General features: G+C 71.0%; 18 protein-coding genes. 8 read left to right on the forward strand and 10 right to left on the reverse strand.

The features are described 5' to 3' along the window. Positions 1 to 353 precede the first annotated feature (353 nt). Positions 354 to 1,802, reverse strand: a complete 1,449-nt coding sequence (cls, locus tag JHW41_RS00085; RefSeq protein WP_428995436.1) for a cardiolipin synthase — start codon at positions 1,800 to 1,802, stop codon at positions 354 to 356. A gap of 408 nt (positions 1,803 to 2,210) precedes the next feature. Between cls and JHW41_RS00090 the strand changes: the two genes are divergently transcribed. Together JHW41_RS00090 and JHW41_RS00095 are read left to right on the forward strand one after the other, a co-directional pair. Further along, the gene (locus tag JHW41_RS00090; RefSeq protein ID WP_250448526.1) at positions 2,211 to 3,014 is read left to right on the forward strand and encodes an SIMPL domain-containing protein; all 804 of its coding nucleotides are present in this window, start codon (positions 2,211 to 2,213) and stop codon (positions 3,012 to 3,014) included. Between the two features lie 466 nt (positions 3,015 to 3,480). Continuing rightward, a complete protein-coding gene (locus tag JHW41_RS00095) occupies positions 3,481 to 4,599 on the forward strand; it encodes a PA0069 family radical SAM protein (RefSeq protein WP_250448528.1) in 1,119 nt (372 codons plus the stop codon). A 153-nt stretch (positions 4,600 to 4,752) separates the two neighbouring features. Here JHW41_RS00095 and JHW41_RS00100 read toward each other — a convergent pair whose 3' ends face one another. After that, complete coding sequence (locus JHW41_RS00100; protein WP_250448530.1) at positions 4,753 to 6,336, reverse strand: MFS transporter; 1,584 nt, start codon at positions 6,334 to 6,336, stop codon at positions 4,753 to 4,755. A gap of 128 nt (positions 6,337 to 6,464) precedes the next feature. On the opposite strand from JHW41_RS00100, the gene JHW41_RS00105 reads away from it, so the two are divergent. The 3 genes from JHW41_RS00105 (at position 6,465) to JHW41_RS00115 (ending at position 9,774) form a co-directional block, all read left to right on the forward strand. Further along, positions 6,465 to 7,367, forward strand: coding sequence for a LysR family transcriptional regulator (locus JHW41_RS00105; RefSeq protein ID WP_057949715.1), 903 nt, complete (start codon positions 6,465 to 6,467; stop codon positions 7,365 to 7,367). Between the two features lie 444 nt (positions 7,368 to 7,811). Continuing rightward, entirely contained in the window at positions 7,812 to 8,654 is an 843-nt protein-coding gene (locus tag JHW41_RS00110) for a lysozyme inhibitor LprI family protein (RefSeq protein WP_250448532.1), read from the forward strand. A 13-nt stretch (positions 8,655 to 8,667) separates the two neighbouring features. After that, positions 8,668 to 9,774 (forward strand): lysozyme inhibitor LprI family protein, encoded by a 1,107-nt coding sequence (locus tag JHW41_RS00115; protein ID WP_250448534.1) that lies wholly within the window; start codon positions 8,668 to 8,670, stop codon positions 9,772 to 9,774. 217 nt (positions 9,775 to 9,991) lie between these two features. Here the strand turns inward: JHW41_RS00115 and JHW41_RS00120 are convergent, their stop codons facing one another. The 3 genes from JHW41_RS00120 to JHW41_RS00130 all read right to left on the reverse strand — a co-directional run bounded on the left by JHW41_RS00120 (position 9,992) and on the right by JHW41_RS00130 (position 15,060). Beyond that, positions 9,992 to 11,902: a M4 family metallopeptidase gene (locus tag JHW41_RS00120; RefSeq protein ID WP_250448535.1), complete on the reverse strand. Its 1,911-nt coding sequence runs from the start codon at positions 11,900 to 11,902 to the stop codon at positions 9,992 to 9,994. A gap of 482 nt (positions 11,903 to 12,384) precedes the next feature. After that, complete coding sequence (locus JHW41_RS00125; protein ID WP_057949711.1) at positions 12,385 to 12,603, reverse strand: hypothetical protein; 219 nt, start codon at positions 12,601 to 12,603, stop codon at positions 12,385 to 12,387. Between the two features lie 660 nt (positions 12,604 to 13,263). Beyond that, entirely contained in the window at positions 13,264 to 15,060 is a 1,797-nt protein-coding gene (locus tag JHW41_RS00130; RefSeq protein WP_057949710.1) for an SLC13 family permease, read from the reverse strand. A gap of 206 nt (positions 15,061 to 15,266) precedes the next feature. Between JHW41_RS00130 and JHW41_RS00135 the strand changes: the two genes are divergently transcribed. Together JHW41_RS00135 and JHW41_RS00140 are read left to right on the forward strand one after the other, a co-directional pair. Beyond that, entirely contained in the window at positions 15,267 to 16,370 is a 1,104-nt protein-coding gene (locus JHW41_RS00135; protein ID WP_250448537.1) for a sensor histidine kinase, read from the forward strand. Beyond that, positions 16,363 to 16,797: a response regulator gene (locus JHW41_RS00140; protein ID WP_031374300.1), complete on the forward strand. Its 435-nt coding sequence runs from the start codon at positions 16,363 to 16,365 to the stop codon at positions 16,795 to 16,797. The genes JHW41_RS00135 and JHW41_RS00140 overlap by 8 nt, the downstream gene beginning before the upstream one ends. A gap of 134 nt (positions 16,798 to 16,931) precedes the next feature. Here the strand turns inward: JHW41_RS00140 and JHW41_RS00145 are convergent, their stop codons facing one another. Then, positions 16,932 to 17,795: a transporter gene (locus JHW41_RS00145; protein WP_250448539.1), complete on the reverse strand. Its 864-nt coding sequence runs from the start codon at positions 17,793 to 17,795 to the stop codon at positions 16,932 to 16,934. A 401-nt stretch (positions 17,796 to 18,196) separates the two neighbouring features. Here JHW41_RS00145 and JHW41_RS00150 point away from each other — a divergent pair, with 401 nt between their 5' ends. Next, on the forward strand, positions 18,197 to 19,633 hold the full coding sequence (locus tag JHW41_RS00150; protein WP_250448541.1) for an APC family permease: 1,437 nt from the start codon (positions 18,197 to 18,199) through the stop codon (positions 19,631 to 19,633). Positions 19,634 to 19,654: 21 nt separating this feature from the next. Here the strand turns inward: JHW41_RS00150 and feaR are convergent, their stop codons facing one another. The 4 genes from feaR to JHW41_RS00170 all read right to left on the reverse strand — a co-directional run bounded on the left by feaR (position 19,655) and on the right by JHW41_RS00170 (position 24,112). After that, entirely contained in the window at positions 19,655 to 20,620 is a 966-nt protein-coding gene (feaR, locus tag JHW41_RS00155; RefSeq protein WP_250448543.1) for a transcriptional regulator FeaR, read from the reverse strand. A 179-nt stretch (positions 20,621 to 20,799) separates the two neighbouring features. Further along, positions 20,800 to 22,287 (reverse strand): aldehyde dehydrogenase family protein, encoded by a 1,488-nt coding sequence (locus tag JHW41_RS00160; protein ID WP_250448545.1) that lies wholly within the window; start codon positions 22,285 to 22,287, stop codon positions 20,800 to 20,802. 104 nt (positions 22,288 to 22,391) lie between these two features. Continuing rightward, a complete protein-coding gene (locus JHW41_RS00165) occupies positions 22,392 to 22,757 on the reverse strand; it encodes a cupin domain-containing protein (protein WP_057950363.1) in 366 nt (121 codons plus the stop codon). 32 nt (positions 22,758 to 22,789) lie between these two features. After that, the gene (locus JHW41_RS00170; RefSeq protein WP_250448547.1) at positions 22,790 to 24,112 is read right to left on the reverse strand and encodes an NAD(P)/FAD-dependent oxidoreductase; all 1,323 of its coding nucleotides are present in this window, start codon (positions 24,110 to 24,112) and stop codon (positions 22,790 to 22,792) included. Between the last annotated feature and the right edge of the window lie 58 nt (positions 24,113 to 24,170).

Consider the following 24,170-nt stretch of genomic DNA (forward strand, 5'->3'; position numbering starts at 1 on the left):
GGGGCCTCGGACGGGCCCGGGTCGAGTGTAGCGCGGGCCGATGCAGGCGACAGCCGGGGCGAGGCGCGGCTGCGACCGTCGGCACATCGGGGTGGAGTGGCGGTTGGGGCGCGGTGGACGAGGGGCGGCGGGAGCGGGAGGCGGCGCGAGATCGGGGCGGCGCGGTCGCCGCTTGCGCCGCTCCTACAGGGCGCGGGCGTGGCATCGCGCACGGCCGGAGCAGGCGATGCCGCGCGACCCGACGGTAGCGGCGGCGCAGGCCGCGACCGCGTTCCCTCAATCGTCGGCGCGAGGGTGAGGTCCCGTCGCCCGCCCAGCCGCCGCCCGAAGGCCGCCGCCGCGCAACCTGCCGCTCAAAGCAGCGGCGACACCAGCCGCGCCAGCGCTTCGGGCAGGCGCACGCGCCACAGCGAGCGATTGCGGTCGTTGCGCACGCGCGGGGCGCGCGAGCATTCCTGTTCGATCAGCGCGGCCAGCCGGCCGGCGACGTCGGCGTTGTAGAACATCACCGAGATCTCGAAGTTGAGCCGGAAGCTGCGGTGGTCGAAGTTGGCCGAGCCGATGATGACGCTCTCGTCGTCGCACAGCAGCGCCTTGGTGTGCAGCATGCGCGGACCGTATTCGTGGATCTTGACCCCGGCTTCGAGCAACTCGTCGAAGTAGGAGCGCGCGGCATAGGTGACCAGGCGGCTGTCGCTGAGCTTGGGCACCAGCAGGCGCACGTCCAGGCCGCCGAGCGCGGCCGAGGTCAGGGCCATGCGCGCGGCTTCGCCGGGGACGAAGTACGGGGTCACCAGCCACACCCGCCGACGCGCGGCGTGGATCGCGCCGACGTGGACGCGGTGGATCGCTTCCCAGTTCGAGTCCGGCCCCGAGCTGACCACCTGCGCGGCGATCGTGCCCGGTTGCGGCGCCAGGTGCAGTTGCTTCAGCGGCGGCTGGCCGGTGGCGTAGCACCAGTCCTCGATGAACACCAGTTCCAGCTCGCGCACCACGTCGCCTTCCAGGCGCAGGTGCAGGTCGCGGTAGGCGTCCTTGCGCGCGCGTTCGTCTTCCTCGTCGGTGATGTTGATGCCGCCGGTGTAGCCGACGCGGCCGTCGATGACGACGATCTTGCGATGGGTGCGCAGGTTGAGCCACGGCCGGTGCCAGAACCAGCGCAGCTTCATCGGATGGAACCAGGCCGCCTCGCCGCCGGCGTCGATCAACGGGCGCAGGAAGCGTTGGGAGGTGCTGCCCGAACCGACCGCGTCGAGCAGCAGGCGCACCTTGACCCCGGCGCGGGCGCGTTCGACCAGCGCGTCGCGCAGCGCGGTGCCGATGCCGTCGGGCTGGTAGATGTAGTACTCCAGGTGGATGTGCTCGCGCGCCTGGGCGATGTCGGCCAGCAGCGATGCGTACTTGGCGCCGCCGTCGATCAGCAGGCGCGCGTCGGTGGCGGTGGTCGGCGGCAGGCCGGTGGTGGCCTGGCCCAGGCGCGAGAGTTCGATCGCTTCCGGCGACGGCGTCAGCCCGGGCGGCGGCGGCGGCAGCGCGGCGCGCGCGCGCACCCGGCGCAGGCGCTGGCGGTGGATGCGCTGCGGGCCGAAGAAGAAATAGATCAGGAAGCCGATGTAGGGCAGCAGGGCCAGGCTGAACAACCAGCTCAGGGTCGCGACCGGCTCGCGCTTCTGCAGCACGATCCAGGTGCCCAGCCAGACCAGGTACACCGCCCAGCCGGCGGTGAGGTAGAAACCGATGTGGGGAATGTGGATCAGGTCCTGCCACACAGCGGTCAGCGAGTCGGGCACGGGGAGCTCCATCGGACGGTGGCGCGGCCGCGGCCGGCGCCGGGCTAGGCTAGCCCGGCGGCGTGGAACCCGGAAGTGTGGATTCGGGCGGTGTTCGCGGCATGCGCGCGGGCGATCCGGGCGTGACGCTGGGGCGGGTCTGGCTGGGCCCCGGCGATCGGGGATGTTTCGGGTTGGCGCAAAGGCGCTGGGCGGATCGCGGCGGCCGGCGCGAGCTTGCGGGTTCGCAGTCGCGGCTTGCGCCGCTCCTACAGAGAGCCAGCGCGAGCTACGTTTCCCCCTGTAGGAGCGGCGCAAGCCGCGACCGCGACACCGCCCATACGCCGTCACCATCCGGCTCGCCCCGCCCTGCCTCGACCCCGCCGCCGCCCTGCATGCGTTGGCCCATGACCGACCCTGCCATCCACCTGGACCAAGCCCATGCCGCGTCTCGCCCGCTGGTTGTTGTTGTCCGCCCTGCTCACCGCGATACCGGCCGCCGCCATATCGGCCGCCGGCGTGCCTGCCGCCGCCGTACCTGCTGCGTACCCGGCGGCGCCCGGGTCGCAGGCGCGCCTGATCAGCGTGTCCGGTTCGGCCGAGGTCAAGGTGCCGCCGGACGAAGTGTTGCTGAGCGTGGGCGTGGAGTCGCGCGCCGCCGGCCTGGACGAGGCCCGGCGCGAGAACGACAAGGATGTGGCCAAGGCGCTGGCGTTCCTGCGCGCGCACGGCGTGGCCGACAAGGACGTGCAGACCGACTACCTCAACATCGAGCCGCAATACAGCTACGAGCGCGACCTGGCCAGCAAGCTGCGGCCGCAGTTCTACATCGTGCGCAAGAGCATCGGCGTGCGCCTGGCCAAGGTCGATGCGTTCGAACCGGTGCTGGCCGGGCTGCTGGCCAACGGCGTGCAGCACGTGCACGGGATCGAGTTCCGCACCTCGCAACTGCGCAAGCATCGCGACGCGGCGCGCGCGCTGGCGATCCGCGCCGCGCAGGACAAGGCCGATGCCCTGGCGCGCGAGCTGGGCGTGCGCCGCGGCGTGGTCTACAGCGCCTCGGAGTCCTATTCCGGCGGCTGGTGGCGCGGCGGCGGCTGGGGCAACCTCGGCGGGCAGGCGCTGCAGAACGTGGTCCAGCAGAGCGGCGGCGGTGGCGGCGAAGGCGGCGGCGAGGGCGGGGCGCTGGCGGTGGGCCAGATCAGCGTCAACGCCACGGTCAACGCGACCTTCGCGATCGACTGAGCCCCTGCGGCCGCCGCTTTTGTAGGAGCGGCGCGAGCCGCGACCGCGACACCACACAAACGCCGCAAGCTTTGCTTGGCTCCCGCTTCGCCGCGCAAAACCTAGCGGACCGCGACCACCGCCGCGAGTCCGCAGCCTCGCGGTCGCGGCTTGCGCCGCTCCCGCATCAAGGCTCGAAACTCCACCAGCGTCGCGTCGCGGCGCGAGAAACAGAACACCGGCAAGCTTGGGGATAAGTAGTGGGCAGCGCTGTGCGCAAACCTGCGCAAAGCGATGGCTGGCGCGGGTTTTCCTGAACGGGGCCGGCTGGGGATAACTGCTGTCGATAAGGCTGAATGCGTTTATTTGCGGGCCGAGTTGTCCACAACCCCGACCCGAATGTTTATCCACAGGCCCGCCTGAGCGGTTCAGCGCCCGAGCTTTCCTGTCGCGTCCGCTGCGACGCCGCCGGCGTAGCCTGGGACGCATGGATTCGGCGCGCAAAACCCAGCTCTCCCAAGCGCGGCTGTCGATGCAGCCGACAGCGATCAAGGGCCGCGGCGCGGCCAGCTTCGTCGACGGCCGCTTCGCGATGCGCACCGCCCACGGCGAGGACGACGGCTGGGGCTCGGTCTACGAGGACGCCGACCTCGCCCCGCGCCCGGACACCATCGTGACCGAGGAAACCGCGCGCAGCATCATCAGCCGCAACGACTCGCCCGATATCGCCTTCGGCCAGTCGGTGAACCCGTACCGCGGCTGCGAGCACGGCTGCGTCTACTGCTTCGCCCGGCCCTCGCACGCCTACCTGGAACTGTCGCCGGGCCTGGACTTCGAGACCCGGCTGTTCGCCAAGACCAATGCCGCCGAGCGCCTGCAGAACGAACTCGCGCGTCCGGGCTACCAGTGCGCGCCGATCGCGCTCGGCATCAACACCGATTCCTACCAGCCGATCGAGCGCCGCTTCCGCATCACCCGCGGGGTGATCGAGGTGCTCGACGCCTGCTCGCATCCCTTCAGCCTGATCACCAAGAACGCCTCGATCGTGCGCGACGTCGAGGTGCTGGCGTCGATGGCGCAGCGCGGCCTAGTGTCGGTGTATTTCTCGGTGACCACGCTCGACAACCAGCTCTCGGCGCGGATGGAGCCGCGCGCCTCGGCGCCGCATGCGCGGCTCAAGGCGATGCGCACGCTGGCCCAGGCCGGGGTGCCGGTGGGCGTGATGGTGGCGCCGGTGATCGCGATGATCAACGACGGCGAGATCGAGCGCATCCTCGAGGCCGCGCACGAGGCCGGCGCGCGCGCCGCCGGCTACGTGCTGCTGCGGCTGCCGCACGAACTCAAGCAGGTCTGGCGCGACTGGCTGCGCCTGCACTACCCCGACCGCGCCGAGCACGTGATGAGCCTGATCCAGCAGATGAGCGGCGGCAAGGACTACGACAGCCGCTTCGGCCACCGCATGCGCGGGCACGGGCCGTTCGCGCAGCTGATCGAGCAGCGTTTCCAGAAGGCGTGGAAGCGGCACGGGTTCGGGCGCTTGCCGGCGTTGGACACCAGCCGGTTCGTCGCGCCGCGCAAGCCTACGCCGCAGATGGAGTTGTTCTGAGGGCCGCGATCGTCGCGACCGGGAACAAGAGCGTCGGGGCTGAAGCCCCTCCCACAACAGCAGCCACCGTGGCTGGGGCCGCCGCCGTGGCTGGGGCCGCTGCTGTGGGAGGGGCTTCAGCCCCGACGCTTTCTTGTCAGACCGCCAGCAGCTTCAGCGCGCGCCGTCCTCGCACAGGGCTTCCGCCGACGCCGCCATCTGCGCGGCCGGTTCCGCCACCGGCCCCAGCAACGCATACACCACCCACGCCACCACTGCGGTCGCGCCGGCCAAGGCATACATCAGCCACGCGAACGCGCTGTCGTAGGCCGCGCGCAAGGCCGCCGGCGCGAATTGCGGCAACAGCGCCTGCGCGCGTCCGGCGTCGCCGGTGGCCAGCCGTTGCGCGGCCTGGTTGAGCGCTTCGCCGGCGGCCGCGCCGCCCTGGCCGAGCCGCCACTGCAGCAGCCCGGCCAGCGCCGCGGCCACGATCGCCAGGGCGATGCCCTCGCCCGAGACCCGGCTGGCGCCGAACACGCCGGCGGCCATGCCGGCGCGCTCCTTCGGCACCACGCTGATCGCCAGGCCGTCCATCAGGCCCCACGGAATCGCCGAGCCGGTGCCGATCAACAGCATCGGCGCGATCAGCCCGGCGACCTCGCCGCGACCGGCGGCCCAGCCCAGCCACGCCAAGCCGGCCGCGGCCAGCAACAGGCCAGCCGCGCACAGGGTCGAGGCGGCGACGCGGTGGTTCAGCACCGCGGCCAGCATCGGCACCACCAGCATCGGCGCCGACAGCGCGATCATCATCAATCCGGCCTCGAGCGTGCCGAGGCCGTGGATGCCGATCAGCCGCACCGGCAGCAGCACGATCAGGGCCAGATAACAAAGCCCGGTGCCGATCGGCAGCAGCTGCGCGCCGACGAAGCGCGGGTAGCGCAGCAGACTCAGGTCGAGCATCGGTCGCATGGCGCCGCCGCGTGCGAGCGTGGTTTCGATCCGCACGAACCACGCCAGCGACAGCGCCGAAGCGACCAGCGTCGCCAGCACCCACGGATCGCCCCAGCCGCGTTCGGGCGCTTCCAACACGCCGATGGTCAACAGCGCCAGCATCGCGGTCGAGCTCAGGCTGCCGCGCCAGTCCAGGCCGCCGGCGTCGGGATCGCGCGACTCGCGCATGCGCGGCAGGCCGAACACGGTCGCCAGCACCGCGATCGCCAGGCTCGACAGGAACACCGAACGCCAGCCCTGCGCCTGCACCAGCCAGCCGGCCAGGCTCGGCCCGAACGCCAGCCCCAGGCCGAACGCGGTGCCGAGCAGGCTGAAGGCGCGGATCCGCGCCGGGCCGTGGAATTCCTGCGACAGCGCGGCGTTGCCGCCGGCCAGCGCCAGCGCCGCGGCGACGCCCTGCAGCACTCGCAGCGCATTCAACGCGGCCAAGCTCGGCGCCAGCGCCAGCAGCAGCGAGACCGCGGCGAAGGCGACGATGCCGGTGGCGAACACGCGCTTACGGCCGTAGGTGTCGGCGAGCGTGCCGGCCGCCATCAGGCAGCTGCCGAACGCCAGCATGAAGGCGTTGGTCATCCAGTTCAGCGCCACCGGGCTGCCGCCGAGTTCGGCGGCGATGGCCGGGATCGCCACCGGCGGGGCGGTGAAGCTCAGCGGCAGGACCAGCCCGGCCAGGCAGATCGCGCCGAGGATCCAGAAACGGTCGTGGCGGCCGCGCGCGGGCGCGGCGGCGGGATTCGATGAAGGCATGGGACTGGGCCGTGGGGGCGGTGCCACAGCTTAGGCAGGCCGCAATCGGCGAAAAACACCGCTCCGGTTCAAGCTTTGCGGAGCGAACGGACATAATGGCCGCCACCCCACCCGTCGAGAATCGCCGCATGGACAAGCTCGGCAGCCTGCTCGCCTTCGTCCGCACCGCCCATGCGCGCAGCTTCGTCGCCGCCGCGCGCCAGCTCGGGGTCTCGTCCTCGGCGGTGGGCAAGAGCGTGGCTCGGCTGGAACAGCAGCTCGGCGTGCGCCTGCTCCAGCGCAACACCCGCAACGTCCAGCTGACCGAGGAAGGCCGCCAGTTCTACGAGCGCTGCAAGCCGCTGCTGGACGAACTCGAAGACGCCGAGGCCGCGCTGACCCACGCCATGCAGGCGCCGCGCGGGCGCCTGCGCATCGGCCTGCCGACCGTGGGCTATCGCTTCCTGATGCCGGTGCTGGGCGAGTTCCGCCAGCGTTATCCCGAGGTCGAACTGGAGCTGGACTTCAACGACCAGATCGTCGATGTGATCGACGGCGGTTTCGACGCCGCCATCCGCAGCGGCGACATGCCCGACTCGCGCCTGCGCGCGCGCCGGCTCGGCCCGTTCTGCTTCATGTTGTGCGCCGCGCCCGACTACCTGGCCCGGCGCGGCGAGCCGCGCGCGCCGGCCGACCTGGCCGGCCACGACTGCATCCATTTCCGCTTCGCCAACAGCGGCAAGTTGCAGGAATGGTCGCTGCGGCTGGCGCCCGGCGAGACCGCGCCGCACCTGCCGGCGGCGCTGGTGTGCAACAACAGCGAAGCGGCGGTGCAGGCGGCGGTGCACGGGCTGGGCATCGTCTACTCGGTGGATTTCCTGGTCCGCGAGCATCTCGCCGCCGGCCGCTTGCAGCGGGTGCTGCCGGGATTCGAGACCCAGCGCGGACAGTTCTGGGCGCTGTGGCCGGCGCACCGGCACGTGTCGCCGAAGCTGCGGGTGTTCCTGGACTTCATCGGCGAGCGATTGTTCCAGTACCAGCCGATCGCGTGAGCGTGCGGCGGTCGCGCCGTGGCATGTGGCCGACTCTGGCCGCAGCGCCCGCGCGCTGGCACCCGCGCGCGGCGTGGCCGACAATGCGGCTGCGCGCCGCGGACCGGGCGCGGCGGCCGATCCGCGACCGCCGGGTCTGGTTGGCGACGCAGGCGACGACAGCGCATCGGCCGGGGACGTGTTTATCCACAGTGCCGGGCTTATCCACAGCAGCGGGGCTTATCCACAGCACGGGGTTCTCCGCCGCATTCGCCGAGTCCTCGCTTATCCACAGCGCGCCAGCGAAGGCGCACCGGCCGAGAACGCTTTCGTAAGGACGCCCCCGCAAGGATGCCCACGCCGCCGCCGTCTTCCGCCCGACCGCCCGCCGCCCGCCTGCGCGATGCCCGCCACGGCGGATCGCGCCGGGCCGTTCGCGTTTCCCTTCCCCTGCAAGGATTCCGCATGTTCCGATCCCACGCTTTGCGCGCCGGTGCGGCGCTGGCCCTGCTCGCCGTCGCCGGCCTGAGCCAGGCCGCCGGTTTCGATTGCCGCCGCGCGCGCACCCAGGTCGAAAAGACGATCTGCGCCGACGCCGAGCTGTCGCGCCTGGACAGCGAAATGAACGAGCTCTACCGGCAGATCCGCGCCGAGACCCGCGGCGTCGACGGCGAGACCGGCAAGCAGCTCGATCCGATCGCGGCCGAGAACGCGCGCTGGCTCGAAGGCCGCAACGAATGCCGCGATCCGGCCTGCATCCGCAGCGCCTACCAGCAGCGCATCGCGCAGATGCGCCGCGACTGGGCGCAGGCGTTGCCGCAGCAGGCCCCGCCGCCGGCCGCGCCGGCCAAGGACAAGAACGCCTACCGCTACGACCGCCACGGCGACTTCAAGATCTTCATCGCCGACTTCCGCAAGGCGGTGGCCGCCGACGACCGCGCTGCGGTGGCGAAGATGACCGCGCGCCCGTTCGCAGACTTCAGCCATGGCAGCAGCTGCCTGCCCGGCAACGACCCCTGCGACGCGCAGCAGCGCCAGCAGTCGGCCAGCGCGCGCGACGCGGCCGAGGTGGCGGCCAAGTACGACCGCATCCTTACCGCCTCGGTGCGCGCCGCGCTCAAGGCCAACCGCGTGCGCGCGTATTCGCGCAAGCGCGATTCGGGCGAGGACGAGAACGGCGAAGTGCAGGCGCCGGGCGCGATCGAGCAGGGCGAGTACCTGCTGGAGAACGACGACCTCCACGGCCAGCGCGTGTTCAAGCGCGTGGATGGCGTGTACAAGCTGCAGCGCATTCCGTTCTATTCCTGAGGCAGGACGCTCCATGACGATTTCGTTGTTCCGCATCGCCGCCGTCGCCGCGCTGTTCGCCGCGCCGGCCTTGTCCCAGGCCGCGCCGGCCGCACCGGCGTCGTTCGACGGCACCTGGCAGGCCTGCCAGCGCTACGACGGCGAGCTGTGGTGCCAGAGCCTGCAACTGGAGCAGCGCGGCGCGCAGATCCGCGGCGCGTGGAACTGGCGCGCCAGCAACACCGGCGGCACCAACCTGTTCAAGGGCCGGGTGGTCGACGGCCGGGTCGAGTTCGATCCGGAAGGCTGCTCGATCGGCGCGAACGGTTGCGAACCGCGCACGCCGTCGAAACAACCGAGCTACCTGCTGCAATGCGGCGCCGAGCTGCAATGGGGCGACGCGCGGATGACGGCGTGCAACGCCAAGATCGACGACGGCTCGCGCTACCGCCGGGTCGCGCGCGACCAGGTCGATACGGTGGACTTCTCCGCCCAGGCGTATTTCGACGACGGCAAGGCGCATCCCTCGTTCGACTGCGCCAAGGCCAAGACCCCGGTCGAGCGCGGCATCTGCGCCGATCCGGCCGCCGCGCGCACCGATTCGGCGATCGCCCACCTCTACGCCAAGCTGCTGCCGCGCTTCAGCGGCGACGCGGTCAAGGGCTTGCGCGAGGACCAGCGCTGGTTCGTCGGCGTGCGCGACGCGGCCTACGAACAGGCCGAGCGCGGCGAACGCGCGAAGGTGCTGCGCGAGCAGCTCGACAGCCGGCTCAAGGACCTGCAGCGCATCCGCGAATTCCCGCGCAAGGGTCTGGTCGGCGACTGGAACAACTTCGCCGGCGGCCTGGAAATCAGTCGCGACGCGCAGGGCGTGTACCGGGTGCGCGGCAACGCGGCCCATCCGATCGACGGACGCTGGGTGTGCGACGCGGACCTCCGCGGCAGCGGCAGCGACGAACGCGTGCTCGCGCGCGCCGAGGGCGATGCCGACGGCACCGGCCTGCAACTGACCCGCATCGGCAACGCCTTGCGCGTGCAGGAACTCGACGTCCGCGGCCAGCCGCATCCCGCGTCGGAATTCTGCGGCCACAACGGCTCGTTCGACGGCTGGTACTTCCAATCCATGCCGCGGCAGCGTTGATCGAGAGACGGCGCGAAGTCTGCCGGTAGGAGCGGCGCAAGCCGCGACCGCATGGCATCGGGCTTGCGTCGCCGTCCGCGATTCGCGGTCGCGGCTCGCGCCGCTCCTACAGGGGCTGGCGTGCGAAAAAAGCGCCGGGACGGAAACGTCCCGGCGCTCGCGTTTTCGATCCCACTCACCGACGAAGCGCCGGATCGCGTAGCTCCGGCGCCGTCGCTTACTGCTTGCAGCGCGCCGCGTCCGAACCTTCCGGCAGGCCGACGTTCACCGCTTCCCACGCGCAGGCCACGGTCTTGACCGCGCTGGCCTTGAGCAGGCCGCGGTCGACCAGGTCCTGGGCCGCGGTCTGGGTCGCCACGCGCGCATCCGGGTAGCTCGACTGCGAGGTCAGGTACAAGGTGTTGGCGCGGTACCAGATCTGCCCGGCCACGGTCGGGGTCAGGCCCTTGAGCCCGGTCGCGCCGTTGCACACCAGGTCGGAGGCCAGCACGGTCTTGCGGTGCGACTTCGGCACCTTCTGGCCTTCGGCGAGCAGGTAGAAGAAGTGGTTGCCCACGCCCGAGGTGTAGTGCGGATCTTCCTCGGTGAAACCCGCGGCCGGGTAGCAGTCGAACGAACCGTTGCCGGCGGCGTCGGTGTCCAGGCTCGGCTTGAACATGTAGCGCAGTGGCGTGCCGTCGAGGTTCACGTTCTCGCCGATCAGGTAATCCGGCGGGTCCTTCGGGCTGTTGTCGAAGAACTCGACCAGGGTGCCGTGGATGTCGGAGGTGGCTTCGTTGAGGCCGCCGGCGTCGCCGGAGTACAGCAGGCCCGAGGTCGCCTGGGTCACGCCGTGCGACATCTCGTGGCCGGCCACGTCGATCGCCACCACCGGATTCGACACGCCGAAGTCGCCGTTGCCGTAAACCATGCGCTTGGCGTCGCCGTCCCAGAACGCGTTGGTGCCGCCCAGGTCGAAGATGCCGAAATAGCTGAAGGTGACGTTGACGAAGCTCTGCACGCCGACGCCGTCGCCGAAGATGCCGACGCGGTCGTAGAACTTCTTGTAGTAGTCCCAGGTGCGCGCCACGCCGTAGTGCGCCTCGACCCCGGTGCGCTCGATGTTGGTCATCTGCTCGTTGCCCCAGATGTTGTCGGCATCGAACATCGCCGGCGCGCTGAAGTCGCCGCCGCCGAAGATCAGGTCGACCACGGTGCCGCCGGTGTTGTGGGTGGTGCCGCCGCCGCGCTTGTCGTCGCGCAGCAGATAACCCGCGCCGCGGCCGTCGCTTTCCTCGGCGCCGACCTTGGCGGTGGTGATGGTGACCTTGCCGCGGGTGATGGTGTAGCCCTCGGCCTCGGTGGATTCGGCGCTGTAGATGCGGCTGTCGCGGCCGAGCAGGTCGCCGTTGCCGGCATCGACGTAGAGCAGTTCGTGGACCGGGCGCTGGGCCTTGTTGAGGCCGCGGAAGGTCACCTCGAAGGCCAGCGTCGGCTGGTTGTCCTTGGCGAAATAGACCATGCGCGACTTGGGCTGTTCGAGGAAGCGGCCGGCGAAATGCACGCCGGCATCGGCGATGGCCTGCGCCGAGGACAGCTTCGGCTTCGGCGCGGCGCCGCCGTCGCCGAGGGTGAGGTCGAGGGTCTTGCTGATCGAGGTCAGCAGGCCGTTGCGCGCATGGGTGACCAGGTCGCCGCCGATCACCGGCAGGCCCTGGTAGTCGCGCTGGAAGCGCACGTGTTCGCTGCCGTCGGCTTCGACGATCACATCGCGCGGCTGGTAGCGCTCCGCGGCCAGCGCGGTGTCGGCGCCGGCGCCGGACAGACCGCGGGCGGCGGCATTGCGCGCCTTGTCGGCCTGCAGCAGTTCGCGCGCGCGCTCGACCGCGGGGTGGCGTTCCAGTTGCGCCGCCGGCGTCGCGCCCGAGCGCGCCGCGGCGTCGGCGAAGGGATGTTCGAGGTTGGCGCGCGCGGCCGGCGCATGCGCGGCGTTGCGCGCGGCGGCGGCAGTGGCCGCGGCCTGCGCGTTGGCGCCCGCGGCGGCGTTGCCGGCGTCGCGGTCGCGCTGCGCGGTCACCAGCGCGGTCGCGGTGGTGCCGGTGATGGCGAGCAGGATCGATGCGGTGAGCACCTTGTGCTTGATGGACATGGATTGGGTCTCCGGGTCATGCAAAGCGAAAAGAGAAAGAAACGCGAAGCGCCGGTGCGCGGCCGCGGCCGCGCACCTGGCGTTACTGCACAACGGCAGGGAGCGTGAGCGTGTCCAGCGGATGCGTCTTACGACGAGTGAAGGCACATCCGTTGCAGCTATTCCCCATTGCAGCGAACGCGGCGGCACACGCACCCCCCCACCTCGCGCGCGGCTCGCGGGCGGACGGCGTCGATGAAGTGGGATGCGCGTCTAAGTGCGCGCGCGTTCGGCGCGGCGGCGTTGTGATGTCGCGTCGGAGTCGTTGCACGCTGCGCAGGACGCGCGTTTCGGCGAATTCGGCAAAGCGCGATCGCGCGAAAGAATTCCAAAGCCTTGAGGCATCGGGCTCGCATTGCGGATGCGCGGCGAGCGGAGCGAAGAGCGTCGGGACTGAAGTCCCTCCCACAGGAACTGCCTGTGGACGAAACCTGTACGGCGCGTCAGCGCGGCGGCGCGGGCATGATGTGCGACAGGTAGATGCGGCTGTCTTCGAAGATCCGGATCGCCACCGCCACGCGCAGTTGCATCGACAGATCGAACGCCTCGGCCTTGGCCGCCGCGGACGCCGAGGCCGCATCGGCGAAGCGCTCGTCGGCGACGTCGCACGACAGCGTGCGGCCGTGGTAGGTGGATTCGTTGAGTTGCACCGTGAAGATCATGACGCCCCGCGTGGATGGCGAACGAAAAGGCCCCGGCCCAGCTTCGCCGCGTGCTCAGGGCGGCGATCCATCGTGTGGCTGATCGCGCGAGCGACAGCGGTGGTGAGCGGCGTCCGTTAGCGGCGCATGGATCGTGCTGCCGGGGCGCGCATAAAGTGACGCATGGCGCAGTTGTTTACCCTCGGGGGAACACGAGGCGCGCTGTAGGAAATTTCTGACCAAACGCTCGCGACGCGGGTCCGGCCCGCGGCGGGCGAGTCGTGGGCATGGGCGCCGCTCCGGGCGACGCGTCCGTCCGCGCCGCGCACCGGACGATAGTCGAGCCCTCCGGCGCCGCACCCGTGTGGGGCGCCCTCGCCGTCGCGCCACCGCTGCGCCGATTCGATGAACGCCGGCTGTAACCGTTATCGCCACCACGACTTTAGACGGATCAACCGTGCCGCGAGCGCCCCTAACGTGGCCGTTGCCGCGCCAGGGCGGCTGCCAAGGAATGCGCATGCCCGCCATCGCCAGGACCTCGGTCGCAGCCCCAACCCGCTCGCCACGACGCGGGCGCTGGCTGGCCCTGGCCCTGCTGCTGGCCTGCGTCGCGGCGCAGGCCGCGACCGGCGCGGGCACGGTCAGCCTGGTCGCCGGCGAGATCGACCCGCGGGCGCTGCCTCAGCCGCCCGGCCAGAACGGACCGCCGAGCCAGAGCCAGCGCGCCATCCAGGCGCTGACCAAGGCGATGAGCACGGTCAAGGGCAAGCCGATGCGCAGGAAGTCGCTGAAGCGGTACTGGCCCGGGCCGAGGATCAGAAGGTTGCCGTGGTGACCGATCGGGGTCAGGAACGCCACCACCGCGCCCAACGCCGTGCACACCACGAACGGCGTCGCCGGCAGCCCCAGCGACTGCGCCAGCGAAATCGCGATCGGCCCCAACAACACCGTCGTCGCCGCGTCGGAAAGGATCTGGGTCAGCAAGGCGGCGACGGTGAACATCACCAGCAGGATCGCCAGCGGCGGCCAGCCGGCGATCACGTGCAGCATGCCCTGCGCCAGCAACTGCGCGGTGCCGGTCTGCTCCATCGCCACGCCGAGCGGGATCACCCCGGCGATCATCACGAAGATGCGCACGTCGATCTCGCGATAGGCCTGTTCGACGTCGACGCAGCGGGTGGCGACCATCGCTACCGCGCCGAGCAGGAACGCCAGCGGCGCGGGCAGCCATTCGGTCGCCGCGGCGACCACGGTCGCGGCTAGGATCGCCAGCGCGATCGGCGCGCGCAGCCGTCGCCGCGCTTCGCCGGCGAACGGCACCAGCATCAGGAAGCCGTGGTGCGCGGCGAGTTCGGCGAAGCGCGCCGGCCGGCCCCACAGCACCAGCAGGTCGCCTTCGCGCAGGCGCGCGTCGGCCAGCCGCGGAGCGACCGCGCCCTGGCGCCGCCACAGCCCGGCGATCACCGCGTTGAACTGGCGGGCGAAGTCGAGCTCGCGCACGCTGCGGCCGACGAACTCCGAGCCCGGCGCGACCAGCGCCTGCACCAGCTGCGCCTCGCCGTCGCCCTGGGCGTGTTCGCCGAAGCGCGCGACCGCGTTGAGGTCGAGGCCGGGATCGTCGTGCAGCGAGGCCAGCGCGTCGGCCGAGGCTTCCACCAGCAGGATGTCGCCGCTGATCAGCGGGCTGCTCGGGCCCAGGTCCTGGCGGCGCAGGCCGTCGCGCAGCCAGCCGGTCAGCACGAAGCGGTCGCCGAGCGCCTTCTGCAGTTCGGCCAGCGGCCGCGTGCTCCAGCGCGAGCCTTCCACCACCAGCAGTTCGGTGCGGTAGCGGTCCAGGCGCAGGTAGCCGTCGTCGCCGTGTTCGCCGCTGCGCTTGGGCAGGATCCAGCGCGCGGCCAGCATGTACAGCACGCCGACCACCACCAGCGCCAGGCCGATCGGGGTGATCGAGAAGATGCCCAGCCCGGGCGCGCCGGTGCGCTCGATCAGGTTGTCGGCGAGCAGGAACGCCGGCGCGCTGACCAAGGTCAGGGTTGTTCCTAAAGAGGCCGCGAACGACATGGGCATGAGCAGACGGGAAGCGGACAGCCCGCGCGACTTCGCGAATCTCGTCAGGATCGGCAGCATCATCGCCGTGACCATGACGTGGTGGGTGAACGAGGACAGCGCCGCCACCGCCGGCATCGTCACCGCGATCGCGCGGCCCTCGCTGTGGCCGGCGGCGCGGCCGATCCACTGGCCCAGGCGCTCGGTGATGCCGGTCGCGGCCAGGCCGCCGGAGATCACGAACACCGCCGCGACGATGATCGCCGGTTCGCTGGCGAAGCCCGACAGCGCCTGCTTGGCGTCGAGCACCCCGGTCAGCACCAGCGCCAGCAGGGTCAGCATGGCGGTCACGTCCACCCGCAGGCGCTCGCTGACGAACAGGTACAGGGCGGCGCCCAGGATCAGGAGGAAGGCGATCTGAGAAAAGTCCATGGCGGCGATTGTGCGGGACTTGGCCGTGTCCGCGCCGTGTGCGTCGTCTACCCTGCCATCACGACCGCATTGGCTACACTTCCCGGTCAATTCGCCGCCGATGGCCGACGCTCCGCTCCAAACCGATGAATCTGCCGCATCCCCTGCCGCCCACGCTGCCTGCCGGAGACGATCTTGCGGCCGCAGACGGGCGTTTCCGCGAGGCGATGAAGGCGTCCAACATCGGCATGGCGATCGTCTCGCTCGACGGCGTGTGGCTGGAGGTCAATCCGGCGCTGTGCGCGATGCTGGGCTACCGCGTGGAGGAATTGCGCGGCCACCATTACAGCGAAGTGACCCATCCCGACGACCTGGCGATCAGCCAGAACCTGGTCGCGGCGCTGGTCAGCGGCGAGCTGGCCTCGGTGGACGAACACAAGCGCTACCTGCACCGCGACGGTTCCGAGCTGTGGGTGCAGCTGAACGTGGCGGTGATGCGCGACGAAGACGGCGCGGCGCGCTATTTCATCTCGCACATGCGCGACATCCGCGGCGAGCGCGAGGCCGGCATCGCGCTGAGCGCGCGCGTGGCCGAGCACGGCGCCGCGCTCGACGCCTCGCATCGCCAGTTGCAGCTGTTCGCCGACGCGGTCGCCCACGACCTGCGCGCGCCGCTGCGTTCGATCGAAAGCTTTTCCGCGCTGCTGGCCGACCGCGCCGGCGAGCGGCTGAACGACACCGACCGCGACTATCTCGCGCGCATCCGCGCCGCCGCCTCGCGCATGACCGGGCTGCTGGCGATGCTGACCGAGCTGTCGCACGTGACCCGCGCGGAGATGCGGATCGCGCCGGTGGACCTGAGCCTGCTCGCCGACTGGGTCGGCGCCGAGCTGCAGGACGCCGACCCGGCGCGCCGCGGCCAGATCGAGGTCCAGCCCGGGCTGCAGGTCGAAGGCGACGAGCGCCTGCTCAAGGTCATGCTGACCCAGCTCATGCACAACGCCTGGAAATTCTCGGGCGTGGAGGCCGGCGCCGACGCGGCGGTGCGGATCGAGGTCGCCGGCGAGGCGCGCGACGGGGTCCTGGCCCTGACCGTGCGTGACCGCGGTAGCGGTTTCGACATGCGCTATGCTCACAAACTGTTCGAGCCCTTCCAGCGCCTGCACGGGCCGGACCAGGGCGGCGGCCACGGCCTGGGGCTGGCGATCGCGCAACGGGTGGCCGAACGCCACCGCGGGCGCCTGCTCGCCCAGTCCGAGCCCGGCCAGGGCAGTACGTTCACAGTGGAGTTGCCGCTCGTGTCGAGAGGCGAGGAAAACGCAGATGCATAAGGAGATCCTGCTGGTCGAGGACAACCCCGACGACGTCGAGCTGACCCGGCTCGCCTTCGACGAGGCCAAGATCGCCAACAGGCTGGTGGTGATGGGCGACGGCGCCGAGGCGCTGGATTACCTGTTCGCCCGTGGCCGCTATTCCGACCGCGATCCCAACGATCTGCCGTCGATCGTGCTGTTGGACCTGAACCTGCCCAAGGTCGACGGCCGCGAAGTGCTGCAGGCGATCCGCGCCCACGAACCCACCCGCACCCTGCCGGTGGTGGTGCTGACCACCAGCACCGAGCCGTTCGACGTCGAAGCCAGCTATGCGCTCGGGGTCAACAGCTATATCCAGAAGCCGGTGGATTTCGAGCAGTTCGTCTGGGCGGTCAAGCAGGTCGGGCTGTACTGGCTGGTGCTGAACCACCCGCGCAATCCCTGAGTCCGCCGCGCCCGTCGCGGGCGCGGGCCGAAGCCTTCAGCGCGACCGCGCGCTTCAGCGCGACCGCGCGTGCGCTGGCCCGGACGGCGCCGCGGAGCGGCCGGAGCCGCTTAGCCGCCCCGCCGCCGCCGCGCTCAGAACGCCAGCACCAGCCGCGCCTGCAGCGCGTCGGCGCGCACGCCTTCGCGCACGCGCAGGTCGTGCGCGTACTGCACCTGCACCTGCGCGGCGTCGTTGGCCTGGTAGGCCCAGGTCAGCATCGCATTGGTGTCGTTGCGCGCGCCGGCGAGCTGCTCGCCGTGCAGGCGCTCGCGCATGCCGAAGGTCTGTCGCAAGCTCAGCGCCAGTCGGGTCTTGTCGGAGACGTGATAGCTCAAGTGGCCGATGCCGCGCAGCATCGGCCGCCGGCGCACGTCGGTGCTGCGGTCGGCGGTGTAGAACTCGGCCTGGCCGATCAGGTCCAGCGACCAGCGGTCGTTGAGCTTGCGCACATAGCCGACTTCCAGGTCCAACGCGTAGCGGTCCTCGCTGACCGCGAAGCCGCGGTCGCGGTGCTGGCCCAGCGGCAGCGACAGGTAGGCGGCCCAGCCCAGGTATTCGCCGCGGGTCTGGTCGGCGCGCGTCCACAGGGTCGCGCCGACGCTGGGATTGCCCAGGCCTCGCTCGCGGTAGCCGTCCAGGCCGATGCGCTGGCGCGCGTAGGGCAGGATCACCTCGACGTCGGCGGTGCGGCCGCCGACCTGGAAATAGTGCATGTAGCGCGCCACGGCGACATCGAGCTCGAGGTCCAGGCCGTCGACGGCCTTGTCGCCGCGCGCGTAGAACGCGTCGGCCCAGTTGTGCTGGGCGTACAGGGCGAGGATGCGCACGCCCGGCGGCGGCGCGGCGTAGTCGCCCGGATCGGGCAGGCCCGCGGCGGCGGCCGGCAGCGCGCACGACAACAGCGCCAGGGAAGCGACGCAGCGCAGCGCGGCGCGGCGGAGCGAGGTGTGGGGCATGACGGATTCTCCCGGCGGCGGACGCGGCGGACATGGCCGCCGTGCGATTAGTCCAAAGCCGCGCGCCGGGTTCTTGCGTCTGCGCGCCAGGACAGTTGACTGCGCGTTCCTGCGTTCGCGTCCTGCGTCCTGGCCGGCCCGGCCGCGCGCTCCTGCGCCGACCCGCGTGCGTGCGCGCAGCCTCGGCCCGCACGCCTGCCCCACGCGTCCGCGCACGTCGGCGCCCGACCGTGCCGATATGCGCGGCGCGCCGTTGGCGCTGGCAGCCAACTGCGCTGGCAGGCAGACGCTAGAAGCCGTTGCGCCGGCTGCGCAGCATCGGTGGCGCCGTCGCATCGCGCGGCCTGCGTTCCACCGCCGCCGCGACCGCCGGCGGCCCCTGCCCGCGAGGTCCGCCGCGCATGACCGCACCCCCATCCTCTCCCGCCGGCCTGCGCCAGAACGCGCTCGGCCTGTGGACCATCGTGTTCTTCGTCATCGCCACCAACGGCCCGCTGACCGCGCTGGTCGGCGTGGTCAGCACCGCGATCCTGCTGGGCAACGGCATCGGCGTGCCGGCGGCGTTCCTGATCGCCGGCGCGATCTACCTGGTCTTCAGCGTCGGCTTCGTCGCCATGGGCCGCTACATCCGCAACGCCGGCGCGTTCTACGCCTATGTCGCCAACGGCCTGGGCCGGCCGCTGGGCACCGCCGCGGCGTTCCTGGCCATCGTCGCCTACGCCGGACTGCAGTTCGCCTGCTACGGCCTGATCGGCTTCTTCGGCGCCAACGCGTTGGCCGGCTGGGGGCTGGCGCTGCCGTGGTGGGTGGTGGGGCTGGCGGTGGCGGCGCTGGTGCAGCTGTGCAGCATCCGCAACGTGGTGTTCAACGGCCGCTTCCTCGGCCTGCTGATGCTGGCGGAACTGGCGGTGGTGGTGGTCTTCGACGTGGCGGTGCTGGCGCACGGCGGGCCGGAGGGCTTCAGCCTGGCCTCGTTCCAGCCCGAGCACGTGCTGGTGCCGGGGCTGGGCGCGACGTTCGTGTTCGTCGCCGGCTCGTTCATGGGCTTCGAGACCACTGCGATCTACGCCGAAGAAGCGCGCGAGCCCGAGCGCACGGTGCCTGCGGCGACCTATATCGCGGTGGTGCTGATCGCGGTCACGCTGACCCTGTCCTCGTGGCTGCTGATCGTCAGTTTCGGGCCCTCGCAGGTGCTCGCGGCCGCGGCCAAGGACCCCGGCGGGCTGTGGTTCGACCGCGCCGGCTTGCTGGTCGGGCCGCTGCTCGGCGACGCGATCAACGTGTTGCTGATCACCAGCCTGTTCGCGGTGATCCTGAGCTTCCAGAACACGCTCTCGCGCTACCTGTTCGCGTTGGCGCGCGAAGGGCTGATGCCGGCCGCGTTCGCGCGCACCCATGCGCGCCACCGCACCCCGCACCTGGCCGGCTATGCGTTGACCGCGCTGGTGGTCGCGCTGCTGCTGCTGTGCGGGTTGGCCGGCGCCGATCCGATGACCCTGGTGCTGCCGCTGGGCAGCGCGCCGGCGGCGCTGGGCATCCTCGCCGTGCAGGCGCTGACCTCGCTGGCGGTGATCGGCTTCTTCCGCCGCCAGCCGCGCCACACCAACCTGTGGCAGCGCCTGATCGCGCCGGCGCTGAGCGGTGCGGCGATGCTGGTCGGGGTCGCGCTGATCGTGCGCAACATGCATTTGCTGACCGGCGGCGAATCGGTGTTCAACACGCTGATCCCGCTGGGCATGCTCGGGGTCGGTCTGGCCGGGCTCGGCCTGGCGCTGTGGCTGCGCAGCCACCGGCCGGAGCGTTACGCGCGGCTGGCGCGCTTGCTCGAGGAGGTGTGAGCGCCGTGGCGCTCACACCGCTCACACCGCAGCCACCGCGAGCGCGCGGCTGCGGTACTGGCGCGGCGAGCAGTCGTAGCGGCGTTTGAAGATGCGGCTGAAGTGGGTGGAGTCGGTGAAGCCCCAGCGATAGGCCAGCTCGGTGATCGAGCGCGAAGTCAGGGCCGGATCGCCGAGGTTGCTGGCGGCGCGTTCCAGCCGCCGGTGCAGGATGTAGCGGCTGACGCTTTCGTCGCTTTCCTCGAACAGCCGGTGCAGCTGGCGCAGCGAGGTGCCGAGTTGGCGCGCGACCAGCTTCGGGCCCAGACAGGGGTCGGGCAGGCATTCGTCGATCAGGCGGCAGGCGCGTTCGCGCAACGCCGCCGCCGGAGTGCCCGCTTCGGCATCGGCCTCGCCATGCGGGCGCGCCGCTTTCCAGGCCGGCGCGAGCAGCTGCAGCAGGGCTTCCTGCAGCGCGGCGCCTTCCTCGCCGCAGGTCGCGTGCGCGGGCAGGGTGCTGTCGGCGAGTTGCTCGACCAGGCCGCGCAACAGCCGCGCGCTGAGGCTGCCGGCGCCGATCTTGCCGAAGCTGCGCGCCGCGCCCCGCAGGCTGCGGCACACGCGGCTGCGCTCCAGGTGCAGCGACGCGTGCTCCATCAGGCCTTGCGGCAGGATCTCGCAACTGCGGGTGGGATCGATCAGCGCCAGGCTGCCCGGACTCAATTCCGTGGTCTCGCCGTCCTGGCGGATGCGCGAGCGGCCGTAGGTCTGCATGACCAGGAAGCAGTAACGATCGTCGAGGCGGTCGCCGCCGGGCGCGCGGTAGAGCAGGCGCGCCGCATTGGTGCGGATGCGCGCCAGCCGCAGTTCGGCGAAATCGCGGTAGCGCAGGTCGCCGATGAACAGCGAATGCTCGTGCGCGGGCTGGGTCTCGAACAGGCCGCATACGCCCTGCAGCGAGCGGCTCCAGGTATCGATGTCGTGGGTACTGCAGACCTGCTGGAACACGCGCCGTCTCCGCTGCGTCGCCGCGAACATGCGGCCCTTGCGAGCCTAGAAGAAGGCTCGCCGCCCGCGCATACCGCGACGCAGCAAAATCGCCATGTTCAGCCGTTTCGCGCGCGTTTTTCTGACCCGTCCTATGTCGCCGGGGCGGGACGGAGGCCGCCGCGCGAGCGGCCCGCGGCTCAGTAGCGGATCATCACCGACTTGAGTTCGGTGTAGTCGTCGACGAACGCCGCGCCGAATTCGCGGCCGACGCCGGATTGCTTCGCGCCGCCGAACGGCACCGCCGGATCGAGCAGGGTGTGCATGTTGATCCACACGGTGCCCGCGCGCACCTGCGGCACCAGCCGCAGCGCCTTGGCGATGTCCTGCGTCCACACGCTCGCGGCCAGGCCGTACGGCGTGCCGTTGAGCAGGTCCGGCAGTTCGTCCTCGTCGTCGTAAGCGAGGAAGGTGCCGATCGGGCCGAAGGTCTCCTGGTGCAGCAGCGGCGCGTCGGCGCGGTCCACGCGCAGCGCGGTCGGGGCGACGAAGAAGCCGGGCCGGTCGAGGGTTTCGCCGCCGCAGACGATCCGGGTGCCGTCGCCGCGCGCCTGGCGGAACAGCGCGGCGATCTTGTCCAGGTGCGGGCGGTTGGCGAGCGGGCCGAACTGGGTCGCCGGGTCCATCGGGTCGCCGATGCGCAGCGTGCGCAAGGTCGCGGCCAGGGCTTCGAGAGTCTCGTCGATGCGCGAGCGGTGGATGAAGAAGCGCTCGCCCGCGGCGCAGATCTGGCCCTGGTGCAGGAAGCCGGCTTCCATGATCCCGCCGAGCATGCGTTCGATCGGCACGTCGGGCAGGAACGCGACCGGGTTCTTGCCGCCCAGTTCCAGCGTGGTGCGCACCAGGCGCCCGTCGAACGCCGCGCGGCCGACCTGCAGGCCGGTCGCGACCGAGCCGGTGAAGCTGATCTTGGCGATGCCCGGATGCGCGCACAGCAGGCGCCCGCTGTCGCCGCCGCCGCAGACCACGTTGAGCGCGCCGGGCGGGATGCCGGCTTCGAGCGCGAGCTCGGCGATGCGCAGCATCGTCAGCGGGGTGAACTCGCTGGGCTTGATCACGCTGGTGCAGCCGGTCGCCAGGGCCGAGGCGAACTTCCACACCGCGATCAGGATCGAGAAGTTCCACGGCACGATGCCGGCGACCGCGCCGACCGGCTCGCGCCGGGTGAAGGCGGTGTAGCGCTCGTCGTGGAACGAGGGAATCGACGGCGCGATGGTTTCCCCGTGCAGGCGGGTGGCCGCGCCGGCGTAGTGGCGCAGGAACGCCGCCGCCTGGGCGATCTCGAACCCGCGCGCCAGCCCCAGCAGCTTGCCCGACTGCAGGGTTTCGATCTGCGCCAGCTCGTCGCCGTGCGCTTCGATCAGGTCGGCCAGCCGCAGCAGGCAGTGCGCGCGTTGCGCCGGCATCGCGCGGCCCCAGTCGCCGGCGAACGCGCGCTGCGCCGCGGCGACCGCGGCGTCGATCTCGGCCGCGCCGGCGGCGGCGACTTCGGCGATCGGCTCGGCCGTGGCCGGATCGACGATCGCCAGGCGCGCGCCGTCGCCCGGCACGGCGCGGCCGTCGATGAAATGGCCGTGCGCGCGTTGCAGGAACGCGGCGACTTCGGGCAGCAGGTCGGGTCGGGCCATGGCATCGTCTCGTAGGAATCGAAAGGTGAAGAACCCGCGGCGCCGGGAGTCCGGCCGCCGCGGGACTGCGCGCGATGGCGCGGCCGGCGCGCGCCGCCGCGATCTCAGGCGACTGCGACGTAGTGCTTGACGAACTCGTCGCTGAGGATCTCCCACACCGTCGAGGTGCCCTTGGCGACGAACCAGCCGTCGCCGGCGCGGTAGCGGGTGGTCGTGCCGGTGGATTCGTCGGTCAGCGCGACTTCGCCGGCGACCACCACCGCGTGCTCGGCGAACGGATAGACCAGGCGGAACTTGCCGCGGGTGGCGCCGAAGTAGCCGGCGCTGAGCGCATCGGTCGGCGCGCCGTAAGTCATGCGGCCGTACGCGCGCACCTCGCCTTCCAGCGGCTGCGAGCCGAGGTCGGCGACGGTGCCCCACGGGTCCAGCGCCTCGATGCTCAGGCCGCGTTCGATCGGAGTCATGCTCATGTTGCGATTGCCTCGGGAAGTGAAGAAGAAAGTCAGCGCCGGCCGTTCCAATAGCCCGACAGCTGGTGCCAGCTCTTGCCGAGCGTGCAGATCAGCGGACGCAGCTGGTCCTTGGCGTGGACGCTGGCGCGCGAGACCGAGCTCAGCAGCGCATAGCGCGGCGAACCGCCGAGGATGCCTTCGGACAGCACCTGGCAGACGATGTGGCTGGGGGTGACGCCGAACCCGGAATAGCCCTGGACGAAGAACGCGTTCGGCCGACCCGGCAGCGAGCCGATCTGCGGGAACAGGTTCGGCGACAGCGCCATCGGCCCGCCCCAGGCCAGGTCGATCGCCACGTCCTTGAGGTACGGGAACACCTTGAGCATCAGCCGCCGGTTCCATTGCTTCAGGTCGCGCGGGATGTGTTCGACGATCGGCGTGGCGGAGCCGAACAGCAGGCGGTTCTCGCGGGTCACGCGGAAATAATCGATGACCGGGCGGATGTCGCTGTAGGCGCCGCGGATAGGGCTGATGCGTTCGATCAGCTCGTCCGGCAGCGGTTCGGTCATCAGCTGGAAGGCGTAGGTGTTGATGGTCGAGCGGTGCAGCTCCGGCTCCAGGCCGTTGAGGAAGCTGTCGCAGGCCCACAGCAGTTTCTGCGCGCGCACCGAGCCCTTGGCGGTGCGCACGCGGATGCGTTCGCCGTACTCGACCTGCAGCGCCGGGCTGTGTTCGAAGATGCGCGCGCCGTGGCCGGCCAGCGCCTGCGCTTCGCCGAGCAGCAGGTTGAGCGAGTGGACGTGGCCGCCGCCCATGTGCAGCAGCGCGCTGCCGTAGGCCTGCGAGCCGATGATCGAGCGGACTTCCGCGCCTTCCAGGTAGCGGATGTCCTGGTCCGGGCTCAGCGCCTTGAACTCTTTTTCCCAGGCGCGCAGGGTCTTGGCCTGGCGCGCGTTGAAGCCGAGGTAGCCGTAGCCGTGGTGGAAGTCGGCGTCGATGCCGTAGCGCCGGATGCGCGACTGGATGATCGCCGCGCCCTGGTCGCTGATGGCGAAGATCGCGCGCACGCCGTCTTCGCCGACGTCCTTCTTGATCGCGTCGAGGTCGTGGCCGATGCCGGCCATGATCTGGCCGCCGTTGCGTCCCGTGCCGCCGAAGCCCAGGTGGCGCGCTTCCAGCACCACCACGTCGGTGACGCCGCGCTCGGCGAGTTCCAGCGCGGTGTTGATGCCGGAGAAGCCGCCGCCGATGACGACCACGTCGGCGTCGATGTCCTGTTCCAGCGACGGGAAGCGCAGGTCGTATTTCTTGGTCGCGGTGTAGTAAGTGGGGGTTTCGTCGCTATGCATCGGCGGCGGCAGCAGGTCGGCCAAGGTGTCGGGCCGATGGTCGCGGCGACGCGGCCGGCGGTCTCGCCTTTGCGTGCCCGCG

It is taken from the genome of Lysobacter enzymogenes, from assembly GCF_023617245.1.
GTDB classification, from domain to species: domain Bacteria; phylum Pseudomonadota; class Gammaproteobacteria; order Xanthomonadales; family Xanthomonadaceae; genus Lysobacter; species Lysobacter yananisis.